The 19066-nt window shown below is 64.2% G+C and carries 13 protein-coding genes, 1 pseudogene and 1 riboswitch; of the genes and pseudogenes, 1 reads left to right on the top strand and 13 read right to left on the bottom strand.

Annotated features, from left to right (window positions below; translation table 11 throughout):
* Positions 1 to 32: 32 nt before the first annotated feature.
* Positions 33 to 485: a cupin domain-containing protein gene (locus GGQ99_RS22325; protein WP_183264222.1), complete on the bottom strand. Its 453-nt coding sequence runs from the start codon at positions 483 to 485 to the stop codon at positions 33 to 35.
* Between the two features lie 246 nt (positions 486 to 731).
* Here GGQ99_RS22325 and GGQ99_RS22320 point away from each other — a divergent pair, with 246 nt between their 5' ends.
* Positions 732 to 1703 carry an AraC family transcriptional regulator gene (locus GGQ99_RS22320; protein ID WP_246389702.1) on the top strand — a complete coding sequence of 324 codons (972 nt, stop codon included), beginning with the start codon at positions 732 to 734 and terminating at the stop codon, positions 1701 to 1703.
* 11 nt (positions 1704 to 1714) lie between these two features.
* Here GGQ99_RS22320 and GGQ99_RS22315 read toward each other — a convergent pair whose 3' ends face one another.
* From GGQ99_RS22315 to GGQ99_RS22260, 12 genes and pseudogenes are all read right to left on the bottom strand, one after another.
* Positions 1715 to 2524, bottom strand: a complete 810-nt coding sequence (locus tag GGQ99_RS22315; protein WP_318763819.1) for a (2Fe-2S) ferredoxin domain-containing protein — start codon at positions 2522 to 2524, stop codon at positions 1715 to 1717.
* A 104-nt stretch (positions 2525 to 2628) separates the two neighbouring features.
* Positions 2629 to 2881, bottom strand: a riboswitch (cobalamin riboswitch).
* 41 nt (positions 2882 to 2922) lie between these two features.
* On the bottom strand, positions 2923 to 6732 hold the full coding sequence (metH, locus tag GGQ99_RS22310) for a methionine synthase (RefSeq protein ID WP_183264220.1): 3810 nt from the start codon (positions 6730 to 6732) through the stop codon (positions 2923 to 2925).
* A 161-nt stretch (positions 6733 to 6893) separates the two neighbouring features.
* Positions 6894 to 8549, bottom strand: a complete 1656-nt coding sequence (locus tag GGQ99_RS22305) for a GMC family oxidoreductase (protein WP_183264219.1) — start codon at positions 8547 to 8549, stop codon at positions 6894 to 6896.
* A gap of 11 nt (positions 8550 to 8560) precedes the next feature.
* Complete coding sequence (locus GGQ99_RS22300) at positions 8561 to 9337, bottom strand: 3-ketoacyl-ACP reductase (protein ID WP_183264218.1); 777 nt, start codon at positions 9335 to 9337, stop codon at positions 8561 to 8563.
* Positions 9334 to 10839: pseudogene (locus GGQ99_RS22295) on the bottom strand (GMC oxidoreductase). Before GGQ99_RS22295 ends, GGQ99_RS22300 begins: the two are co-directional and overlap by 4 nt.
* A gap of 1 nt (position 10840) precedes the next feature.
* On the bottom strand, positions 10841 to 11959 hold the full coding sequence (locus tag GGQ99_RS22290; protein ID WP_108607066.1) for an ABC transporter ATP-binding protein: 1119 nt from the start codon (positions 11957 to 11959) through the stop codon (positions 10841 to 10843).
* Positions 11960 to 11963: 4 nt separating this feature from the next.
* Positions 11964 to 12845, bottom strand: a complete 882-nt coding sequence (locus GGQ99_RS22285; RefSeq protein WP_108607065.1) for a carbohydrate ABC transporter permease — start codon at positions 12843 to 12845, stop codon at positions 11964 to 11966.
* A complete protein-coding gene (locus GGQ99_RS22280; protein WP_108607064.1) occupies positions 12842 to 13759 on the bottom strand; it encodes a carbohydrate ABC transporter permease in 918 nt (305 codons plus the stop codon). The genes GGQ99_RS22285 and GGQ99_RS22280 overlap by 4 nt, the downstream gene beginning before the upstream one ends.
* 67 nt (positions 13760 to 13826) lie before the next feature.
* Complete coding sequence (locus tag GGQ99_RS22275) at positions 13827 to 15080, bottom strand: ABC transporter substrate-binding protein (RefSeq protein WP_108607063.1); 1254 nt, start codon at positions 15078 to 15080, stop codon at positions 13827 to 13829.
* Positions 15081 to 15163: 83 nt separating this feature from the next.
* Positions 15164 to 16684, bottom strand: coding sequence for an aldehyde dehydrogenase family protein (locus tag GGQ99_RS22270; protein WP_183264217.1), 1521 nt, complete (start codon positions 16682 to 16684; stop codon positions 15164 to 15166).
* Positions 16684 to 17463 carry an enoyl-CoA hydratase/isomerase family protein gene (locus GGQ99_RS22265; protein WP_183264216.1) on the bottom strand — a complete coding sequence of 260 codons (780 nt, stop codon included), beginning with the start codon at positions 17461 to 17463 and terminating at the stop codon, positions 16684 to 16686. The genes GGQ99_RS22270 and GGQ99_RS22265 overlap by 1 nt, the downstream gene beginning before the upstream one ends.
* Entirely contained in the window at positions 17456 to 19066 is a 1611-nt protein-coding gene (locus GGQ99_RS22260) for an acyl CoA:acetate/3-ketoacid CoA transferase (protein ID WP_183264215.1), read from the bottom strand. The genes GGQ99_RS22265 and GGQ99_RS22260 overlap by 8 nt, the downstream gene beginning before the upstream one ends.

Genomic DNA, 19066 nt, shown 5'->3' with positions numbered 1-19066 from the left:
CCAGGACGGTCAGCGGCGTGTGATCCGGCGGCTTAGTCGTTGGCTTCCGGCGGCAGGAAGTTGACCTCGTGCTGGGCCGAGACCTTCACCACCTCGGCCGGGTCGGCGAGATTGTCGAGCTTGTTGAACAGCTCTTCCAGCATGCCCGCCGGCGACACCCAGAACAGTGCCTTGGTCGGCTTGTCCGACTTGTTGAAGTAGCCGTGCGGGATGCCTCTGGGCATGCGCACCAGGTCGCCTGCCTTGGCCTTGACCCATTCGCCGTCGAGCTTGAGATCGAGTTCGCCTTCCTGCACGAGGATGAACTCTTCCTGGGTCGGATGGATGTGCACGGGCACGAACTGACCCGGCTCGCTGTTGGTCTCGAAGGCGAAGGTGGCATCGCAAACCGCCTTCGGAAAATAGACCTGTCCAAGGATATTCCAGGTCTTGCCGGCATAGCCGTCGCCCTTGCGCGTAATGCCCTTGGCGAGTTCCTTGCTCATCATAAGCTCCCTCTGTTCGAAGGACCTGCCCATGGCGGCCCTTTCATTTGTTCCACCCCGAAGAGTGCTGCAGACATCGTCAATGAACTAGCCGGAATGCGCGGCGACTATCCAGAAAACGCAAAAATGCAGCAGGGTGGATGCATTGCCGTTCATTTTCGTTGGCAGCAGGAGGATCGGTGCTAGTCTGGCCGGATGCTGATGGAAGAGGCGTCCATTCGAAGGGTACCGCTTTCCGATCATGTCTTGTTTCAGTCGAACGATCTCGACTGCGCCAGGGAGCGGGTCGCCCAGAAGTTCTGCAATCACCGACTGGACATCATCGGTGATCGAAAATCTTTTCGTGTCACACACAATCATGCCCCCGGCGAGATGATCTCGCTGAATTACATCAGCTATGGCGCCGACGTGCTGATCGACCCCGGCGAACTTGGCGACTTCTATCTGATCCAGATGCCGGTTTCGGGCACGGCGACCGTCCGCAACGGCTCGCGCGAATTCATCACAAACCGCAGCATCGCCTCCGTGCTCAACGCCGACCTGGCGACGAGGATGAAGTGGTGGCAGGGCTGCGCGCAACTGCTCATCCAGGTGCGCAAGGCGCCGCTGCACGCCTTTGCCATGCGCCTGCTCGACCGCGACATACCGGGGCCGCTGATCTTCGATCCGCTGGTGGATTTTTCGAGGCCCGAGATGCAGGCGTGGCGGCGCCTCGCCAACTCACTGTTCCAAGCCGCGGAGAGGAAGACGGCTTCAGCGGGATCGGGCATCCAGAACGTTCTGTACGAGCAGCACCTCCTGGAACTGTTCCTGCGCAGCCAGCCCAGCAACATGAGCCTGTTCTTCGACGACCGGAGGCAAGGTGCGGCACCTCGCCATCTCAAGCGCGCCGAGGAGTTCATCCGCGCCCATGCCGCCTTGCCCATCGGGCTGCACGAGATCGCCGGCGCCGCTGGTGTCGCGCCCCGGACGCTGCAACTTGCCTACAGGAATGCCTTTGGCATCTCGCCGCTGCGCGCGCTGACGCGAGAACGCATGCGCCGCGCCCGCTTCGACCTGGTGGCGAGCGAAGCCACCGTCACCGATGTCGCTCTGAAATGGGGCTTCACCCACTTCGGCCGCTTCGCCGCCGAATACAGGCATGAATTCGGCGAGCTTCCGCGCGAGACGCGACAGGCGCGCCACGGCTTGGGCCGCGCCACGCACGAAATGGCCTGACGAACGTCCCGCTAGGATTTGGCCAGCGAGGGTTTGACAGGAGCGGCAGCGCGCAGCGTCTGCTTGCGACCGGTTGGCTCGTAGGCAAACTCATCGACCACACGGCCGCCGAGCAGGTGCTCGGCAACGATGCGGTCGATGGCGGCCTCGGTGACGCCGCCGTAATAGGTCCCCTCGGGAAAGACCTGGATGACGGGGGCGAGGTTGCAGGGGCCGAGGCAGGTCGACTTGCAGCTCATGGTGCCGTCGCCTGTCGTGCGCAGCTTCTGGCGGTCCTGCTGGTTGCGCAGGTGGCCCCAGATGAGATCGGCGCCGGCGGCGTTGCACGGGCCGCCCTGGCAGACCAGCACGCGGCGCTTCTGGGCCGGGATCAGCGACCCCTCCGGCGCCAGCTTTTCGGCAGGCGGAACAGGGGCTGCGACTTCTGCTGTTTCGACAAGCCCGGCCATGAGGGCTGCCAAGAGCGGGCTTTCGGCGAGGCCCTGTGCGATGCGGACATTGGGCCATTGCGCACCATCCTCGGCCTGCCATCGACGCAGCGACTTGGTGAGCCAGGCGGTGAAGCTCGGCTCGATCGGCAGCATCAGCGGCAGGATGAGAATGTCGGAGGCGCTGGCCTCACGCAGGGCTCCGAGCGCCTCTCGCAGCGACGGCGTGCCCTGCTCGGTGAAGCCGAAGCTGGCGCCGGCGACACCTGGCAGCGTGGCCGCAAGCTCGGCAAGGCGCTGCATCTGCCTGTAGGGCGCAGCGGCAAAGGCCGACTTGGCGACCAGCAGCACATGCCTTTGCGGCGCGGAGTTGTTTTCGCTTGAGTTCGACACCTGCAATCCCTGACCAGCCGTAGCGGGATTGCAGCAACGCAGGCCAAAGCCGGTGCCGGATGGCTACCGTTTCAATCCGCGCTCCTGTGGTACACCCCGCCCACGGAACCTCACTTGGTCAGGCAGGTCTCCTGGCTCGCGGGTCGTTGCTTCATCGCCCGTCTTCCCGGCTCCATGCCAGTGACGTGGTGGGCAATGTGGCTATTCACCATTGGGCATGATCGTTTCCGAAAAGCGGAAACCACTTTTCGGGACCATGCCCTGACCGCTCACAGTTGCGGGGCAGCTTCGGCTTCTACCGAATTCCCTCTTAGCTCCCGCCGAGAGGCGGGAGAACCATAACCACGCGGCAAGCTATAGGCGCGCATTGACAAGTCAAGCGCCTAAAGCTGCTCCGACTATTCCGCCGCCTCGGCGAAGGCGGCAGGCACATAGTTGAGGATCGGTGCCAGCCAGCGCTCCGTCTCTGCAACCGACATGCCCTTGCGCTTGGCATAGTCCTCGACCTGGTCGCGCTCGACCTTGGCGACACCGAAATAATAGCTTTCCGGATGCGAGAGATAGAGGCCCGAGACCGACGAGCCCGGCCACATCGCCATGCTCTCCGTCAAAGTCACGCCGGCATTGTTCTCGGCGTCGAGCAGGCGGAACAAGGTCGTCTTTTCGGTGTGGTCGGGCTGCGCCGGATAGCCGGGCGCCGGGCGGATGCCGTGATAGGCCTCGCCGATCAGCTCGTCGCCCGACAGGCTTTCGTCCGTCGCATAACCCCAGAACTCCTTGCGGACGCACTCGTGCATGCGCTCGGCGAAAGCCTCGGCGAAGCGGTCGGCCAGCGCCTTGACCATGATCGAGGAATAGTCGTCGTTGGCGCGCTCGAAGCGCTCGGCGATCGCCACCTCCTCGATGCCGGCGGTTACCACGAAGCCGCCGACATAGTCGGCCTTGCCGCTGTCGAGAGGGGCTACGAAGTCGGACAGCGCGACATTCGGCCTGCCGTCGCGCTTGGTCAATTGCTGGCGCAGGGTGAAGAAGCTCGCGAGTTCCTTCGAGCGGCTGTCGTCGGCGAACAGCCTGATGTCGTCACCGACAGTATTGGCCGGCCAGAAGCCGATCACCGCCTTCGGCGCGAACCACTTCTCGTCGATGATCTTCTTCAGCATCGCCTGGGCGTCTTCGAACAGCTGGCGCGCAGCCGCACCCTGGTTCTCGTCCTCGAGGATCTTGGGGTAGCGGCCCTTGAGCTCCCAGGTCTGAAAAAACGGCGTCCAGTCGATGTAGCGGGCGAGCTCGGCGAGATCCCAGTTTTCGAACACCTTCGTGCCGAAGAAGCTCGGCTTCGGCGGCGTGTAGCCGGTCCAGTCGGCCTTGTGCGCATTGGCGCGGGCCTTGGCCAGCGGCAGTCGCTGCTTGTCGGCCTCCGAGCGGGCGTGCGCATCGGCGACCTTCTTGTACTCCGCTTGTACGGTTTCGACGTAACCCTGTTTCGCCTCGGCCGACAACAGGTTGGACACCACGCCGACCGCGCGGCTGGCGTCGGTGACATAGACGGCCTGGCCGCGCTCGTAGCGCGGGTGGATCTTGACCGCCGTATGGACGCGGCTGGTGGTGGCACCGCCGATCAGCAGCGGGATGTCAAAACCCTCGCGCTCCATTTCGGCCGCGACATGGGCCATCTCGTCGAGCGACGGCGTGATCAGGCCGGACAGGCCGATGATGTCGACATTCTGCTCCCGCGCGGTCTGCAGGATCTTGGTTGCCGGCACCATGACGCCGAGATCGATGATCTCATAGTTGTTGCAGGCGAGCACGACGCCGACGATGTTCTTGCCGATGTCGTGGACGTCGCCCTTGACCGTCGCCATCAATATCTTGCCGGCGGTCTGGCGCTCGCCATCGTCGATGCCCTTGGCGGCGTTGGCAGCCTTCTCCGCCTCCATGTGCGGCAGGAGCCCGGCAACCGCCTGCTTCATGACGCGGGCGGATTTCACCACCTGCGGCAGGAACATCTTGCCGGCGCCGAACAGGTCGCCGACGACGTTCATGCCGGCCATCAGCGGCCCTTCGATGACATGCAGCGGACGTTCCGCCTTCAGCCGCGCCTCGTCGGTGTCGGCGTCGATGAACTCAGTGATGCCGTTGACCAGCGCGTGGCTGATGCGCTGCTCGACCGGCCAGTCGCGCCAGGCGAGATCGCGCTCCTTGGCTTCCTTGCCGGCCGTGCCCTTGTAGCGCTCGGCCAGCTCGAGAAGGCGTTCGGTCGCGGTGCCGCCGGCCTTGGGCAGGCGGTTGAGAACGACGTCCTCGCAGGCTTCGCGCAGCTCCGGATCGATCGATTCATAGACCGCCAGCTGCCCGGCATTGACGATGCCCATGTCCATGCCCGCCTGGATGGCGTGGTAGAGGAACACGGCATGCATGGCCTCGCGCACCGGCTCGTTGCCGCGGAACGAGAAGGACAGGTTGGACACGCCGCCCGAGATGTGGACGTGCGGCAGGGTGCGGGTGATCTCTCGCGTCGCCTCGATGAAGTCGACGCCATAATTGTCGTGCTCCTCGATGCCAGTGGCGACCGCAAAGATGTTGGGATCGAAGATGATGTCTTCAGGCGCGAAGCCAGCCTGCTCGGTGAGCAGCTTGTAGGCGCGGGTGCAGATCTCGACCTTGCGCGCCTTGGTGTCGGCCTGGCCCCGCTCGTCGAAGGCCATGACGACAACGGCAGCACCATAAGCGTGGCAGAGCCGGGCGTGATGCAGGAAGGCTTCCTCGCCCTCCTTCATCGAGATCGAGTTGACGATCGCCTTGCCCTGCACGCATTTCAGGCCGGCCTCGATGATCTCCCATTTGGAGCTGTCGATCATCACCGGCACGCGCGCGATGTCGGGCTCGGCGGCGATCAGGTTGAGATACTCGACCATCGCCTTCTTCGAATCGATCAGGCCCTCGTCCATGTTGATGTCGATGATCTGGGCGCCATTGGCGACTTGGTCGCGCGCCACCTCGAGGGCGGCCGCATAGTCTCCCGCCGTGATCAGCTTGCGGAACTTGGCCGAGCCGGTGACGTTGGTGCGCTCGCCGACATTGACGAACGGGATCTCGTCGGTGAGCGTGAACGGCTCGAGGCCCGACAGCCGCATCTGCGGCTTCAGTTCCGGTATCTGGCGCGGCGGATGCTTGGCTACGGCTTCGGCGATGGCCCGGATATGCTCCGGCGTCGAACCGCAGCAGCCGCCGGCGACGTTGATCAGACCCTCGCGCGCGAATTCCTCGACCTGGGCGGCCATGAATTCCGGGCTCTCGTCATACTGGCCGAAGGCATTGGGCAGGCCGGCATTGGGATAGGCGCAGATGAAGGTCTCGGCGACGTCGGACAATTCGGAGAGATGCGGCCGCATGGCATTGGCGCCAAGCGCACAGTTGAGGCCGACGGTGAAGGGGTTGGCGTGGCGAATCGAGTTCCAGAAGGCGGTCGGCGTCTGGCCCGAGAGCGTGCGGCCGGAAAGATCGGTGATCGTACCGGAGATCATCACCGGCAGGCGGACGCCCTTCTCGATAAAGATTTCCTCGCAGGCAAAGATCGCCGCCTTGGCGTTGAGCGTGTCGAAGATCGTCTCGATCAGGATGATGTCGGCACCGCCGTCGATCAGGCCGCGCAGCTGCTCGCCATAGGCGATGCGCAGGTCGTCGAAGCTGACGGCGCGATAACCGGGATTGTTGACGTCGGGTGAAATCGAGGCGGTGCGGTTGGTCGGCCCGAGCGCGCCGGCAACGAAGCGGCGCTTGCCATCCTCCTGCTGGGCGCGGATCGCGGCACGACGCACCAGCCGCGCGCCGTCGCGGTTGAGCTCGTAGACCATGTCTTCCATGCCGTAGTCGGCCTGGGCGATCGAGGTCGACGAAAACGTGTTGGTCTCGATGATGTCGGCGCCGGCCTTGGCGTATTTGTAGTGGATTTCCTCGATCGCCTTGGGCTGGGTCAGGATCAAAAGGTCGTTGTTGCCCTGCTGGTGGCAGGCGCAGCCGGTGAACTTGTCGCCGCGGAAATGGTCCTCATCGAAGCCCAATCCCTGGATCTGGGTGCCCATCGCGCCATCAAGGACGAGAATTCGTTCGCGCGCCGCAGCCTTGAGCGCGGCCATCATCTCCGAACCGTCCGGCCTGGCGGACACGGCCCCAAACAGGGCGTCGAGGGAGGAGGCGTTTTGCGACATTTTACGTCCTTTCGGCGACAAAGCCGTCAGGTCACATAAAGACATCTTTATGTCAATATGTCGATAGGCAAACGGGCGCAATTGTTGCCCGCCGGCCCTTGCCGCGTCCGCGCTTCCAGGTAGCGCAGCGGTCCGGTACTCATCGTGCGCCGTGGAGCCGGCTATCTCACCTCGGCCCGCGCCCGCGGCCGCGCATCGTTGCGCTCGTGGGTGAAGATCGCGGCCGGCAAGGGCTCGCGGTTGCGGATGATGTCCGCACCCTTCTCACCCACCATGATCGTCGGCCCATTGGTGTTGCAGGACGGCACGCGCGGCATCACCGAGCTGTCACAGACGCGCAGGCCCTCGATGCCGCGCACCTTGAGCTCGAGGTCGACCACGGCCATGTCATCGGTGCCCATCTTGCAGGTGCCGACAGGGTGATGATCGGTCTTGGCATTGGCGCAACCGTAGTCAAACAGCTGTTCCTCGGTCACGATGTCCGGCCCCGGCAGCCGCTCGGCCAGCACGAACGGCTTGAGCGCTGCCTGCTGCATGATCTCGCGCGCGACCCTGAGGCCTTCGATCGACATCTTGCGGTCGTGCGGATCGGCCCAGTAGTTCGGGTCGATCAGGGGAGCGGCCGCCGGATCGTTCGAGGCAAGGCGTACCGTTCCGCGCGAGCGCGGATGCAGATAGGCTGAATTCAGCGTCACCCCTGCATTCTTGAGGCGCGCCACGCCCGCCTCGATGCCCGAGCCGAGCCCAAGGTGGAACTGGATATCGGGCGAGCGCGCATCGGGATCGGCATACCAGAACCCGCCCGTCTCGAAGAGGCTCGATGTCACCGGCCCGGTACGGAACAGCACATATTGCAGCCCGGCCCACAGCGTGCGGTGCAGCTTGGCGACGTTGTCGTAGGTGTGATCGCCGGTGCATTCGGAGATCACGAACAGGTCGAGGTGATCCTGCATGTTCTCGCCGACGCCCTTGAGGTCGTGCATGACCGGCACGCCGACGCTCTTCAAATGATCGGCCGGGCCGATGCCCGACTGCAGAAGCAGTTTGGGCGAGCCGATGGCGCCCGAGGACACCAGGACCTCGCGCTCGGCGCGGATGATTTCGGTGCTGCTGCCGTTGGCGATCTCGACGCCAACCGCCCTGCCCTTCTCCACCACGATGCGGCTGACCTGGGCACTCATCCGAACGGTCAGGTTGCGCCGATCCTTGATCGGCGCGAGATAGGCCATGGAGGCCGAAGAGCGGCGCTTGTTGCGCTGGGTCAGCTGGTAGAAGCCGACGCCGGCTTGCTGGCGGCCGTTGAAGTCGTGGTTGTAGGGAATGCCCAATTCCTGCCCGGCGCGGATATAGGCGTCGCAGATCGGCAGCGCCGCCGACGGCATCGACACGCCCAGCGGCCCGCCATAGGAATGGTAGTCGTCGGCAAAGCGCTGGTTGTCCTCGCAGCGCTTGAAATAGGGCAGCACCGAACGATAGTCCCAGCCGGTGCAGCCGTCCTCGCTCGCCCAGAGGTCATAATCGACGGCGTTGCCGCGCGTGTAGAGCTGGGCGTTGATGCTGGAGCCGCCGCCGATCACCTTGGCCTGGGTATAGCGCAGCACGCGGTTCTTCATGTGCTTCTGCGGCACTGTCTCCCAACCCCAGCTCGCCACGCCCTTGGTCATCTTGGCAAAGCCTGCCGGCATGTGGAACAGCGGGTTCCAGTCGCCGCCGCCGGCTTCCAGCAGCAGCACGCGCACTTCAGGGTCCTCGCTCAGCCGATTGGCGAGCACGCAGCCGGCTGGGCCGGCACCAGTGATGATGTAGTCGTAGCTCATCCCGAAAACTCTCAGAGACGCGCGACGGACAATGCGCCGTCGGCCTTGATGATGGTGCCCGTGGCGAAGCCGAAGCTGCCGCTGGCAAGGGCTGCCGCGATGCGGCCGATATCGTCCGGCTCGCCCCAGCGTTTGATCGGCACAAGCCCGTCGCCGATCAGCCGGTCGTATTTTTCCTGGACCTTGGCCGTCATGTCGGAGCGTATGATGCCGGGCCGGATCTCGAACACGTCGATGCCGGAGCTCGCCAGCCGGAGCGTCAGCCCTTGCGTAAAGGCGGAGAGCCCGGCTTTCGACATGCAGTAGTCGAGCCGCTCCGGCGAGGTCATCTCGGCCGAGATCGAGGTGATGTTGATGATCGATCGCCGCTGGCTCGGCGGCGACATGGCCAGCATCGCGCGCAGCACAGCTTGCGTGAAGAACACCGTGCCGCGCAAATTGACCGCCATGATGGCATCGTAATTCTCGGGCGAAAGCTCGAGGAAATCGCCGCGCACCTTGGACGCGATGCCGGCATTGTTGACCAGGCAGTCGAGCCGCCCGAAATGATCGGCGATCTTTTCGACCGTCGATGCATGACCGTCGATCTCGGCGAGGTCGGAGGCGACGAACAGCACCTTGGCGCCGTGCTTTTCAAGGCCGGATACGGCCTCCACCGCAGCCTGATCCATTTCTCGGTCGGTGATGGCAAGATCGAAGCCCGCTTCGGCCAATGCCTTGGCAGCCGCAAGCCCGATGCCGCGGCGCGCGCCGGTCACCAGCGCCACGGGTTTCGCCTGGATACTCATGCCGCGAGATCCTTCCTGGCAATATGGTCGGCGACGCGCAGCGCCTGGGCCGCGATCGTCAGCGCCGGATTGACCGCCGCCGAGGTCGGCAGGAAGCCGGCGTCGACGACAAACAGGTTCGGATGATCGAAGGCACGGCAGAAGACGTCGAGCGGCGCCTGCGCGGGGTCGTTGCCGATGCGTACCGTGCCGCACTAGTGCGACGGCGTGCGCTTGTCGAAAGCGCGTGACACGACGAGTGGGAAGCCCGCGCTACGCAGCACCTGCTTGAGCTTGGCCACCAGCCGCTCATGCGCCTCCCAGTTGCTGCGCACCCATTTCAGCACGATGCGGTCGCCATCGACCATGATGCGGCTTTCGGGCGACGGCAGGTCCTCGCTCATCGCGTAGAAATCGATCGAATGCGCGGTCACCCGGTTGAGCAGCCACTCCGGCACCGAAGGCATCGCCCCCTTCAGGATCGTTCCCGAGATGCGCCCCAACAGTTGCACATTGCCCAGCGGCGGCCCGCCCTCGCCGTCGGAGAGATAGAAGTCGTTGAAGCCGAAAGTCTTCTGGTAGACCGAGTCGTTGCGGAACCACGGACTCATGGCGATCACCGCCGTCGAATTGTGGTTCATGAAGTTGCGGCCGACCTGGTCGGAGCGGTTGGCGAGCCCGGTCGGATTGCTGTCGTTGGCCGAGCGCAGCAGCAGCACCGCCGACTGCACCGCACCCGCAGACAGGATCACCAGCTTGGGCTTCAGTACGGCGGCCTCACCGTTGCTGACATAGTGAACCGCGACGATCCGGCCGTCCGGGCCGCTCACCAGCCGCGTCACCCGCGAACCGGTCTGCAGCTTGACGTTGTCATGCTTCAGCGCCGCTGCAAGTGCCGTCGTTTCGGCGTCCATCTTGCCGTCAAAACTGTTGGGATGCGCGTCCCACGGCGTCTTACCCTTGGCCAGCCAGCGCTCGATGTCGACGCCCAGCGGCAGCGAAAAAGGGTGCACGCCCTTCGCCTTGAGGCGCATCCGCACCTTCGAGATCGCCGGCTCGTCAGCGACCGGCTTCAGCCCATAGGGCTTCGAATGTACCGGCTCGGTCGGGTCTTCGCCCAGTGCGCCACGCACCTGGTAGAGTTCTTCCGCCAGGCCGTACCACGGCTCCAGTTCCTCATAGGCAATCGGCCATGCCGGCGAGACACCGTCGAGATGCTGCATCTCGGCAAAGTCCTCGCGGCGATAGCGCGTCAGCACGGCGCCGTAGAACTTCGAGTTGCCGCCGACATTGTAGTAGTTGCCGGGGTTGAAGCCGGTGCCGTCAGCCTCGTACCAGGTCTCGTCGGGCCGGAAGTGGCCACGCTGGAAGATGGCGCGCTGGTCGCGGTTCTCCGGCCGATCCTCGATATGGCCGCCGGCTTCAAGGATGAGGATTTCGGCCCCGGTCGCGGCGAGCCCGGCGGCAACCGTCGCCCCGCCGACCCCCGAACCGATGATGACGATGTCAGGCTGTCCGGACATGTCAGGCGATGCGCAGCTGGCTCTTGGGGTCGAAGAACACCGCCTTGTCGAGATTGAAGGCGAGCTTGGTCTTCTGGCCGGCATGGATCGCCGCATCGGCACGCAGGCGCGCCACCACTTCCTTGCCGCCGAGCTTGGTGACGGCAAAGGTGTCGGAGCCTGCCGGCTCGACCACCTCGATCAGGCATTCGCCCTCGGCGATCGACTTGGCGTTGCGGTCGGCGCCGTCGGGATCGGTCAGCGCTTCCGGGCGCACGCCGAAGATGATCTCCTTGCCCGCGTAAGCGCCGAGCGCGCCATTGGCCAGCTTGATCGGCAGCGCCAGCGGCTGGTCGCCAGGGCGATCGAGGATGACGCTAAGGCTGCTGCCCGCCCCACCTTCGAGACGGCAATTGAGCAGATTCATCGCCGGCGAGCCCATGAAGTCGGCGACGAACATGTTGGCCGGGCTGTTGTAGATTTCGGCCGGCGTGCCGAACTGCTGCAGGATACCGTCCTTCAGCACCGCGATCTTGGAAGCAAGCGTCATCGCCTCGATCTGGTCGTGGGTGACATAGACGATGGTCGTCTTCATGCGCTGGTGCAGGCGCTTGATCTCGGTGCGCATGTCGACGCGCAGCTTGGCGTCGAGGTTCGACAGCGGTTCGTCGAACAGGAACACCTGCGGATCGCGCACCAGCGCCCGGCCCATGGCCACACGCTGGCGCTGGCCGCCGGAAAGCTGGCTCGGCTTGCGGTCGAGCAGGTGGCCGATCTGCAGGATGTCGGACACCTGCTTGATCGCCTTGTCGCGCTCGTCCTTGGGCACGCCGCGGATTTCCATGCCGAACGCGATGTTCCCCGCCACCGTCATGTTCGGGTAGAGCGCGTAGGACTGGAACACCATGGCAATGTCGCGCTTGGACGGATGCAGACCGGCCACCGACTTGCCGTTGATCGCGATCTCGCCCGAGGTGATCGGCTCGAGCCCGGCGATGGTGTTGAGCAGCGTGGACTTGCCGCAGCCCGACGGCCCGACCAGCACCAGGAAACCGCCCTTGTCGATCTCGATGTTGATGTCCTTGAGGATCTCTACCTGGCCGTAGTTCTTGTAGAGATTGCTGATCTTGAGAAACGACATGGGCTTACCCCTTGACCGCGCCGGCCATCAGGCCGCGCACGAAATAGCGTCCGGAGACGATGTAGACGATGAGGGTGGGCAGGGCGGCGAGGATCGCGCCGGCGAAATGCACGTTGTATTCCTTCACGCCGGTCGACGAGTTCACCAGATTGTTCAGCGCCACTGTCAGCGGGATGGAATTGAAGCCCGAGAACGATGAGCCGAACAGGAAGTCGTTCCAGATGTTGGTGAACTGCCAGATGACGGTGACGACGATGATCGGACCCGACGACGGCAACAGGATGCGCCGGAATATCTGGAAGAAGCTGGCGCCGTCGATCTGTGCCGCCCGCACCAGCTCGGTCGGGAATGCCTCATAGTAGTTTCGGAAGAACAGCGTGGTGAAGCCGAGGCCATAGATGGCATGGATCAGCACCAGCCCGGTGATAGTGCCGGCAAGCCCGGTCAGTCCGAGGATGCGCGCCGAGGGGATCAGCACGATCTGGAACGGGATGAAGCAGGCCAGCAGCATCAGGCCGAAGACGATGTTGTCGCCCTTGAAGCGCCACTTGGTCAGCACATAGCCGTTGAGCGCGCCGAGGATAGTCGAGAGCGCAACCGCCGGCACGACCATCAGCACAGAATTGATAAAGTAGGGCTTCAGTCCAACCGGCTGAACGCCGATCTGCGCGGTCGACCAGGCCGACAGCCATGGCGCGATGGTCCATTGCTTGGGCAGCGCCAGCATGTTGCCCTGGCGGATTTCGTCCAGCGGCTTCAGCGAGTTCACCACCATGACGTAGAGCGGCAAGAGGTAGTAGATCGCAAAAAGAATCAGCACGACATAGATGATGGCGCGAACGAAGATGCTGTTGCGCGTGGCGACGTCCTGGGAAGCGGCGCTCATTTCTTCTTCCCCCCGAGTTCGGAGTACAGATAGGGCACGATGATGGCGAAGATCATCATCATCATGATGATCGCGGACGCCGCGCCCATGCCCATTTCGTTGCGGCCGAAGGTGAACTTCTGCATGAACAGCGCAGGCGTCCACGTCGCGGTGCCTGGCCCGCCGTCGGTCATCGCCACCACAAGGTCGTAAGACTTGATGGCAAGGTGGGCGAGCACGACAAAGGCCGACAGGAACACCGGCCGCATCAGCGGAATGATGATCCGGCGATAGATTGTCAGCGTCGAGGCGCCATCGATCTGGGCCGCCTTGATGATCTCGTTGTCGACGCCGCGCAGGCCGGCGAGGAACATCGCCATGACGAAGCCGGACGACTGCCAGACCGCAGCGATGACGATGGTGTAGATCGCCATCTGGCCTTCCTTGATCCAGCGGAACGAGAAGCTCTCCCAGCCCCATGACTGCATCACGTGCTCAAGGCCGATGCCGGGATCGAGGAACCACTTCCAGGCGACGCCGGTGACGATGAAGGAAAGCGCCATCGGGTAGAGATAGATCGGCCGCAGAAAGCCTTCGCCCCGGATCTTCTGGTCAAGGAAGATCGCCAGCGCCAGCCCGATGAAGCTGCAGACGACGATGTACAGCACCGAGAAGATGGCGAGGTTCTTCAGCGCCGTGATCCAGTTGGGATGGTTGAACAGCCTGACATAGTTGTTCAGGCCGACCCAGGTCGAAAAATCGGGCAAAAGCTTCGAGCCGGAAAACGACAGGAAGCCCGTGAAGACAATGAAACCGTAGACGAAGATCAGGATCAACGCGAAGCTCGGCGCCAGCACGATCTTCGGCAGCAGGTCCTGCAACGTCGCGCGCGGGTTCGTTACCGCGCGGGGTGCGGTCGTGGTGAGATCGGCCATGGGTCCAGCCTCTGGGTTGTCAGGTCAGGATGTGCCCCGGCCGAAGCCGGGGCACGAAAGCAGGCGATCAGCCTTTTGCAGCGGCAACCGCTTCGGCCAGCGCCTTGGCGGCAGCCTTGGAGTCGAGCTCGCCGTTGAAGTGGCGAGTGACGACGTCATAGAGCGCGTTCTTGACCGCTGCAGGTGCGGCGTAGCCATGGGCCATGGAGCCGAACAGCTTGCCGGCGGAGCTGGCTTCCGCCAGATCCTTGATGCCTTTCTTGCCGCAATCGTCGAAAGCGGTGTCAGGCACGTCGGTGCGTGCCGGCACCGAACCCTTGACCACGTTGAACGACGACTGGAAAGCCGGGTCCTCGATGTCGGCGGCCATCTGAAGCTGCGCCTTCTTCTTGTCGTCGCCGACCTTGAACATCATGAACATGTCCGAGTTGAAGGTGACGGCGCCCTGCGTGCCGGGGAAGCGGATGCAGACGAAGTCGGTGCCCGGCTTCTGGTTAGCCTTCAGGAACTCGCCCTTGGCCCAGTCGCCCATCATCTGCATGCCGGCCTTGCCCTCGATGACCATCGCCGAGGCAAGATTCCAGTCGCGGCCGGAGAAGTCCTTGTCGACATAGCCCTTGAGCTTGGTCATGCGGTCGAAGGCTTCGACCATCTTGTCGCCGCCAAGTGCCGCCGGGTCGAGGTCGATCATCGACGACTTGTAGAAATCTGTGCCGAGCGACAGCACCACGGCGTCGAAGATGGTGGCATCCTGCCAGGCCTGGCCGCCATGGCCGAGCGGGGTGATGCCGTTGGCCTGCATCTTGTCGAGCACCGCGACCAGCTCGTCCCAGGTCTCGGGCGCCTTGCCGCCGGCAGCGTCGAGCGCCTTCTTGGAGATCCAGACCCAGTTGGTCGAATGCACGTTGACCGGTGCTGCGATCCACTTGCCGTCATGCTTGGCGAAGTTCTGCAGCGCTGCCGGAACGACCTTGTCCCAGCCTTCCTTGTCCGCCACTTCGCCGAGATCGCCGACCACGCCCTGGTTGGCCCAGTCGGTGATGTCGAAGCCAAGCGCCTGCACGGCGGTGGGCGGATCGCCCGCGGTGACGCGAGCACGCAGGGCGGTCATCGCCGCTTCGCCGCCGCCGCCGGCAACCGGCATGTCCTTCCAGGTCACGCCCTGGGCCTCGAGGTTCTTCTTCAGCACGTCGAGTGCCGCGGCCTCGCCGCCTGACGTCCACCAGTGCAGCACTTCGACGCTTTCCTCGGCATGTGCCATCGGCATCGGCGCGGCAAACAGGGCCGCCACAGCTGCCGTACTCATCAAAAACTTACGCATTCCAGTTCCTCCCGGGTTGCAAGTTCCTCACGCATCATTGCGTGACATAAGTTCCCCTTGGCCCCGCCTCGGGGAATTCCTCCTCAGGTCCGCGCCTCCTTCGGCATCCAGTGGCCGGTGCGCGGTCCGATATGCATGTTGAGCGTCTTGGTCTCGGTGTAGTCCTCCACCGCATGGCGGCCGAGCTCGCGGCCGATGCCCGACTGGCGATAGCCGCCGAAGGGCAGTTCCGAAGCGCCATCCATGAAGGTGTTCATCCAGACGGTGCCCGCTCGAACCCTCCGACCTACGGTCAGGCAGGTGTCAAAGTCGCGGCTCCACACGCCGGCTGACAGGCCATAGTCGATGGAATTGGCGATGCGGATCGCATCGTCAGTGGTCTCGAAGGCAAGCACCGAAAGCACCGGTCCGAACACCTCCTCGCGCGCCACCGCCATGTCGGGGGCGACCGACGACAGAATCGTCGGTTCCATGAACTGGCCAAGGCCGAGATCGGCGGCAGAACCGCCGATGGCGACATCAGCGCCATTGTCGCTCGCACTTTTCACGTAAGTGACGATCTTCGCAAGATGTTGCGGCGTGATGATAGCACCAACCTGTGTCGAAGGGTCCAGCGGATCGCCGACCTTGACCTTCGCCGAAAGCGCGGCCACGCGGCTGGTCACCTCGTCGACGATGTCGCGATGGACGATCAGGCGCGAGCCGGCATTGCAGCACTCGCCGGCGTTGAAATAGGCGCCGAACACCGCCGCATCGATGAAGTCGTCGAGATTGGCGTCGGGGAACACGATCTGCGGGTTCTTACCGCCGAGCTCCAGCGACACCTTCTTCAGCGTCTGTGCCGCATTCGCCATGGTCAGCCGGCCAATGCCGGTCGACCCGGTGAACGACACCATGTCGATGTCGGGATGGCTGGTCAGCGGCGCGCCCGCCTCGGGGCCGGTGCCGACGATGATGTTGACCACGCCTGCCGGCACGCCAGCGGCCTCAAGGATCTCGCCAAGCACCAGCGTCGAGCCAGACGTCAGCTCCGACGGCTTGACCACTGCCGTGCAGCCTGCGGCCAGCGCAAACGGCAGCTTCTGGCTGACGATCAGGAACGGGAAATTCCATGGCGTGATGATCGACACCACGCCGATCGCCTCGCGCAGAACCACGCCCAGCGTGCCGTCGCCCAGTGTGTTGTAGGTTTCGCCATGCAGGTCACGGGCAAGGGCAGCGGCGTAGCGCCAGATGTCAGCGGCACCGCCGAGTTCGCCCTTGGCCTGCGAGATCGGCTTGCCGGACTCAATGCAGTCGAGGAAGGCCAGTTCGTCGGCACGCTCGTCAATGATGTCGGCGGCCCTCAGCAGGATGCGCGAGCGCTCGACACCGGTCATGCGCGGCCAGTGGCCGTCGTCGAAAGCTTTCCGCGCGGACGCGATAGCGCGCTCGGCGTCGACTGATGTCGCAGCCTCGTAGCGGCTAACAACGGTGCCGTGGCCGGGGCTGGAACGCTCAAGAATCTTGCCTTCGGCGCCGGCGGTCCACTTGCCGTCGATCAGCATCTTGAACTCGCGGACCTTGAAGCCGTCGAGCGGCTTGGGGCGCATCAGGACCGTCATCACCATTCTCCTGCAAATTTGGCGGCACGCTTCTCGCTGAAGGCCGCGAGCCCCTCCTTGAGGTCGCCGGTCTTGGCCACGAGAATCGAGCCCAGCGCCTCGACGGCGGTGCCATTGTCTTCGCCGTTCGCAGCCGCGATCATCAGTTTTGCGACCTCGACTGCCGCCGGGCCACGCGCGGCGATCCGGGCCGCATAGTCGCGCGCGGCAGCGACCGCCTCGCCGGTCTCGACCACATGGTCGACCAGCCCGAGCACTGCCGCCTCGTCGGCGGAAAAAACCTCGCCGCCCAGCGCCATGCGCCGCACCACCTGCGCGCCGGCGCGCCGCACCAGCCGCTGCGTGCCCGACCATCCCGGCACCATGCCGAGCCCGGTCTCCGGCAAGCCGATCTTCACGTGACGTTCGGCAATGCGGATGTCGGCGGCAATCGCCAGTTCCAGCCCACCGCCCAGCGCATGGCCGTTGATGGCAGCGATCAATGGCACGCGCAGCGTCGCCAGCCGCTCGAACACACGGTGGCCGAAGCGCACCCAGGCATGACCGAACTCGTTGGGCGTCATGCCGCCCCAGGCCTTGATGTCACCGCCGGCCGAGAACGCCTTGCCCTCGCCGGTCAGGATCGCGACGCGGGTCTCGGCATTCGCCTCGACCTCATCACAGGCCGCCGCCAGTGCCTTCAGCATCTCAATGTCGAAGGCGTTGAGTTTGTCCGGCCGGGCCGCAGTGATGACTGCGACAGGACCGTCGAACGCCACCTTGATGCGCTGGTCAGCCATGGGCGCCCTCCAGCCTGCGTTCGGCCTTGCGCGGGAGCTTGAGCCCGATCGGCGTTTCGGCAAAAAGTACTGCGTCCATCTGCTTGAGCTTGTCCGAAACGATCAGCGGGAACTCGGACTGATCAAGGATATGCGCCTGCAGATCGACGCCCGGCGCGATCTCGGTCAGCACGACGCCCTCGGGCGTCAGCTTCATTACGCAGCGCTCGGTGACGTAAGTAATGTCCTGGCCCTGCTCGACGGCGCGACGACCGGAGAAGGTGACGTGTTCGACCTCGTTGACCAGCTTCTTGAGCTTACCTTCCTTCTCCACCACCAGTTTGCCGCCAGCGATATCGAGCTTGGCACCGGCATTGAACATGCCGGAAAAGACGATCTTTTTCGCCCGCGCCGTGATGTCCACGAAGCCGCCGGCACCGGCCGTCACATGCGGCCGGAAACTGAGCTTGGAGACGTTGACCGAGCCGCTGCGGTCGATCTCGAGGAAGGACAAGAGCGAGGCATCGAACCCTGCGCCCTGGAAATAGGTGAACTGGTAGGGCGACGGCATGAAGGCGTCGGCATTCGAGGCGCAGCCAAAGGCGAAGTCGAGCAGCGGCACGCCGCCGACAGCCCCCTGCTCGATCACCCAGGTGACCTCGCCATGCAGCCCCTCTTCGAGCAGGATGCGCGGCACGTTGGCCGAGATGCCGAAGCCGAGATTGACGGCGCTGCCGGCCTCCAGCTCCTGAGCCACTCGGCGGGCGATGACCTTCTGGATGTTGAATTCGGGCACGCGAAAACTGTCGAGCGGGCGCATGATCTCGCCCGAAATCGCCGGATCGTAGGCCGTCTGCGTCGTCTGCTTCTGCTCTGGATCGACGACGATGTAGTCGACAAGCATGCCGGGCACGCGCACGTCATGCGGACGCAGCGAGCCGTCCTTGGTGATGCGCTTGACCTGGGCAATGACGATGCCGCCATTGTTGCGGGCGGCGAGCGCCTGGTCGAGACCACCGAGATAAGCACCCTCGTGCTCGTAGGTCAGGTTGCCGCGCTCGTCTGACGTCGTCGCGCGGATGATCGCCACTTGTGGCTTGATCGCCGGGAAGAACAGCCAGTCCTCGCCCTCGAAGCTGATCTTCTTGACCAGCGGTTCGGCCGCGGCGCGCGCATTCATGGCGCAGCCCTGGCGCTCCGGATCGACGAAGGTGTCGAGCCCGACCTTGGTCATCACGCCCGGCCGCTTGGCCGCGGCCTCCCGATGCATGTCGAACATGATGCCCGAGGGAACGTTGTAGGCCGCCACCTCCTCGTTGCCGATCATTTGCCAGATCAGCGGCGGTTCGGCGCTCGACGGACCAGACGGATAGGAGCCGCCGATGATCTTCTTCAGCAGACCTTTTTTGGCGATATGGTCGACGCCCTTGATGCCGCTCATGTCGCCGGCGGCGATCGGGTGCAGCGTCGTGAGATCCCGCGGATGGCCCGTCGCCTCGAAGCGCTCGCCGATCGCCTTCAGCATCAGGTCGGGACAGCCGAGCCCGCTCGACGACGATACCGAGACGACTGCACCGTCGGGGATGAGTGCTACGGCCTGAGCTGGGGTGATGTGCTTGCCCAT

This window comes from Aminobacter niigataensis, from assembly GCF_014200015.1.
GTDB lineage: Bacteria > Pseudomonadota > Alphaproteobacteria > Rhizobiales > Rhizobiaceae > Aminobacter > Aminobacter niigataensis.
Note: the sequence above shows the minus strand (reverse complement) of the source record. Positions and strands in the feature narration are given on the sequence as shown.